The organism is Pseudoroseomonas ludipueritiae (assembly GCF_014490445.1).
In the GTDB taxonomy this organism is placed as follows: Bacteria; Pseudomonadota; Alphaproteobacteria; order Acetobacterales; family Acetobacteraceae; genus Pseudoroseomonas; species Pseudoroseomonas ludipueritiae.
This window is the reverse complement of record NZ_JACTUZ010000261.1, coordinates 1-3,459: the sequence shown is the minus strand read 5'-3', so window position 1 is coordinate 3,459 and position 3,459 is coordinate 1. Positions and strand designations below refer to the sequence as shown.

At 72.2% G+C, this 3,459-nt stretch carries 3 protein-coding genes; all 3 read left to right on the top strand.

Annotated features, from left to right (window positions below; genetic code table 11):
* Positions 1 to 1,769: PAS domain-containing protein (locus tag IBL25_RS25160; RefSeq protein ID WP_187781193.1), on the top strand; the 1,769-nt coding region annotated here is incomplete at its 5' end.
* A 26-nt stretch (positions 1,770 to 1,795) separates the two neighbouring features.
* Positions 1,796 to 2,545, top strand: a complete 750-nt coding sequence (locus IBL25_RS25155; RefSeq protein ID WP_187781192.1) for a response regulator transcription factor — start codon at positions 1,796 to 1,798, stop codon at positions 2,543 to 2,545.
* The gene (locus tag IBL25_RS25150) at positions 2,542 to 3,279 is read left to right on the top strand and encodes an HD-GYP domain-containing protein (RefSeq protein ID WP_187781191.1); all 738 of its coding nucleotides are present in this window, start codon (positions 2,542 to 2,544) and stop codon (positions 3,277 to 3,279) included. The genes IBL25_RS25155 and IBL25_RS25150 overlap by 4 nt, the downstream gene beginning before the upstream one ends.
* Positions 3,280 to 3,459: the final 180 nt, after the last annotated feature.

Below are 3,459 nucleotides of genomic sequence, written 5' to 3'. Positions count from 1 at the left end.
CCCGTGCCGCCGATGCCCTGCCCCGCCTCTGGCCGGCCGAGGGCGGCCTGCCCGCCCGCGCCTGCATCGGGCTGCGGGACGAACAGGGGCGCGTGCTGGGCGCGCTGGCGGTGGCCGGCCATCCCGCCGGCTTCCTGCCGGATGATGAGGCGATGCTGGCGCAGTTGGCCCGTCTGGCCGAGATCGCCATCCGCAACCGCGGCCTGATCGCCGCCGCCCATCGCGCCGCCGAGGAAGCCAGCACCGCGCGGGAGCGGGTGGAGCGGCTGCTGGAAGCCGTCAGCGACGGCTTCGTGGCGCTCGATGCCGGCTGGTGCTTCACCTATGCCAATGCCGCCGCCCTGCGCATGATGGGCCATGCGCGGGAAGACGTGATCGGCCGTTCCATCTGGGCGCTGTTTCCCGAGCTGATCGGGCTGGAAATCTTCGAGCATCTCCAGGCTGTCGCCTCCCGCGGGCACGAACGGCACTTCGAGCAGTCCCTCGAAGCCGACCAGCGCTGGTTCGAGGCGCATGCCTTCCCCGCCGCCGATGGGGTGGCGATGTTCTTCCGCGATGTCAGCGAGGCGCGGCGGGCGCAGCACCGGATGCAGCAGGGCCAGCGCATGGAGACGGTGGGCCGGCTGACCGGCAGCGTGGCGCATGACTTCAACAATCTCCTCGCCGTCATCACCGGCAATGCCGAGATGCTGGAGGAAGACCTGGCCCATGACCCCGGCGGCCGCCATTCCGCCTGGCTGATCCGCGATGCCGCCGAGCGCGGCACCGCCCTGGTGCGGCACCTGCTGGCCTTCGCCGGCCACCAGCCGCGCCTGAAGCCGGAGGAAGTGGCGCCGGAGCTGCTGCTGGACAACATGATGCCCCTGCTGCGCCGCGCGGTGGGGCAGAAGGTGCAGGTCAACCTCGTCCTGGGCAGCGGCCTGCCGCGCCTGCAGCTCATGGCCGGGCAGGCGGAGAACGCGATCCTCAACCTCGCCGTCAATGCGCGGGACGCCATGCCGGATGGCGGCGTGCTGACCCTGGCCGCCGAGGCCGTGACGCTGGAGGAAGATGCGCTGGAAGGCTTCCCCGAGGCCCGCCCCGGCTGCTTCCTGCGCCTGACGGTGAGCGATACCGGCTTCGGCATGGCGCCGGACGTGCTGAAGCGCGCCACGGAGCCTTTCTTCTCCACCAAGGAGAAGGGCCAGGGGGCCGGGCTCGGGCTGGCCAGCGTGCTCTCCTTCGCGCGGCAGAATGGTGGTTTGCTGCGGCTGGACAGCCTGCCCGGCCAGGGCACCCGCGTGCTGCTGCTGCTGCCCGAGGCCGAGGCCCCGGCCGCCGCCCCCGCCGCCTTCCTGCCCCCGCCGCGCGGGGATGAGCGGGTGCTGCTGGTGGAGGACGAGCCGGCGCTGCGCCACAGCACCGCGGCCCAGCTCACGCGACTCGGCTACGAGGTGGTGACGGCCGAAGGCGGGCCGCAGGCCCTGGCCATGCTGGACGAGGGCCTGCAACCCAACCTGCTGCTGGCCGACGTGATCCTGCCCGGCGGCATCAGCGGCCCCCGCCTGGCGGTGATGATGCGGAAGCGGCTGCCGGAGCTGCGTGTGCTGCTTGTCTCCGGCTACGCGTTGCCGGATGCTGCCATGGACGTAGGACTAGAAGATGTGACCCTGCTGCCCAAACCTCTGGATGCATCCACCCTAGCGTTCCACCTCCGGAGGTTGTTGGATGCACCTGCTGCACCCTTTCGGCTGCAGTCGGCGGAGTCTCACGCGCGGGGGTTGGTATAGTGCAAACCAATCGCTATGATTTTGGCATGGACCGGATGACCGCTGACCCGGCGGCGGCACCCCCGCCATGTCCGGATGGCCTTCTGCAGGATGGGCGCGTTCCGCTTGTCCTGGTCGAGGATGATCACGCGCTGGCCGATACGCTGGCCCGCGCGCTGGAACGCGATGGCTTCTGCGTCGAGGTGGTCGGCACCTTGGCGGCCGCCCGCGCCGCCGACCTTTCCGCTGTCCGCATCGTGCTGGTGGACATGGAACTGCCGGATGGCAACGGCCTCGCCATCGTGCGGGAGCTGGCGGGGCGGCGCGACCGCGGCATTCTGATGCTGAGCGGCCGCACCACCGAGCCCGAGCGCATCCTGGGCCTGGAACTGGGCGCCGACGATTTCCTGACCAAGCCCTTCTCGATGCGGGAGATGACGGCGCGCATCCGCGCCGTGCTGCGCCGGCTGGAAGAGCCGGACCAGCCGGATGACGAGACGGTGGAAGCCGCCGGCGTGGTCCTCGACCCCTCCCGCCAGCGAATCGTCGCGGCCGATGGCACCGAGCAGCGCCTCACGGGCGCCGAGGCCGGGCTGCTGGGCCTGATGCTGACCGCCCCGGACCGGGTGGCGGAGCGCGACGTGGTGGCGCAGCAGGTGCTGGGCTACGCGCTGCAGCCGCAGCAGCGTGGCGTGGACCAGTTCGCCTCCTCCCTGCGGCAGAAGCTGCACAGCGCCTCCAACGGACGCATCCAGATCACCGCCGTGCGCGGGCGCGGCTACCGGCTGGTCTGGTGAGCGCGGTGATGCAGGCCCGGGCAGCGCAGCCCGGCCCGCCTCCCACCCCCGATGGCAGCGACCTGTCGCGCCAGAGTCTGCGCCTGCTGGCGGCCCTGCGCCGCCACCACCCCACCAGCGCCGACCATTCCATCCGTGTCGCCACCGTGCTGCTGGCCATGAGCACCTGCGCCAAGGGCGCGCTGGGCGACCCGGCGATGGTGGTGGCGGCGGGGCTGATGCACGACCTGGGCAAGCTCTTCCTGCCGCTCTCGCTGCTCGATGCCGCGCGCGGCCTGACGCGGGCGGAGCTGAAGGCCATGCGCGCCCATCCCGTCACCGGCGCCGAGACGCTGGCGGCGCTGCGCTTCCCCGAGCCGGTGGTGGCCGCCGCGCGCGACCACCATGAGCGTTGGCAGGGCGGCGGCTATCCCAGCGGCTGCCGGGGGGAAATGCTGCCCGCCGTTTCCCGCGCCGTCTGCGTCGCCGATTCCTTTGTGGCCATGATCGAGCCCGGCCGCGTCTATCGCCCCCGGCTGACGGTGGCGGAGGCGCTGGCGGAAGTGGAAAGCTGTTCCGGCAGCCAGTTCGACCCCGGCTTCGCCCGCCTGCTGGTGGAAGGGCTGGGCCCGGCCTTTCAGCAGGAACTGGGCCTGGATGCCGCCCCCGGCCGCTGGCGCGTCCGCAATGGCGAGGGTCTGCTGCTCTCCAACCGCCTGGAGCACGCCCTGGGCCTGCCCCCCTGCCCCTGGTGAAGCCCCCGGCTTGCCTGCGCCCGCCCGGCGCCGCAGGCTAGGCCGCAACGGGAATCGCCAAGGGAGGGATCATCCGCATGGCTGAAAGCAAGATCGCCGTCGTCACCGGCGCTGGCAGCGGCGTGGGCCGCGCGGCCGCGCTGTCGCTGCTGGGCGCGGGCTGGAGCGTCGCGCTGGCCG

Excerpts from the sequence above, each read along its gene's own strand:
- IBL25_RS25155 (WP_187781192.1), top strand. The coding sequence starts at position 1,796 with ATGGACCGGATGACCGCTGACCCGGCGGCGGCACCCCCGCCATGTCCG.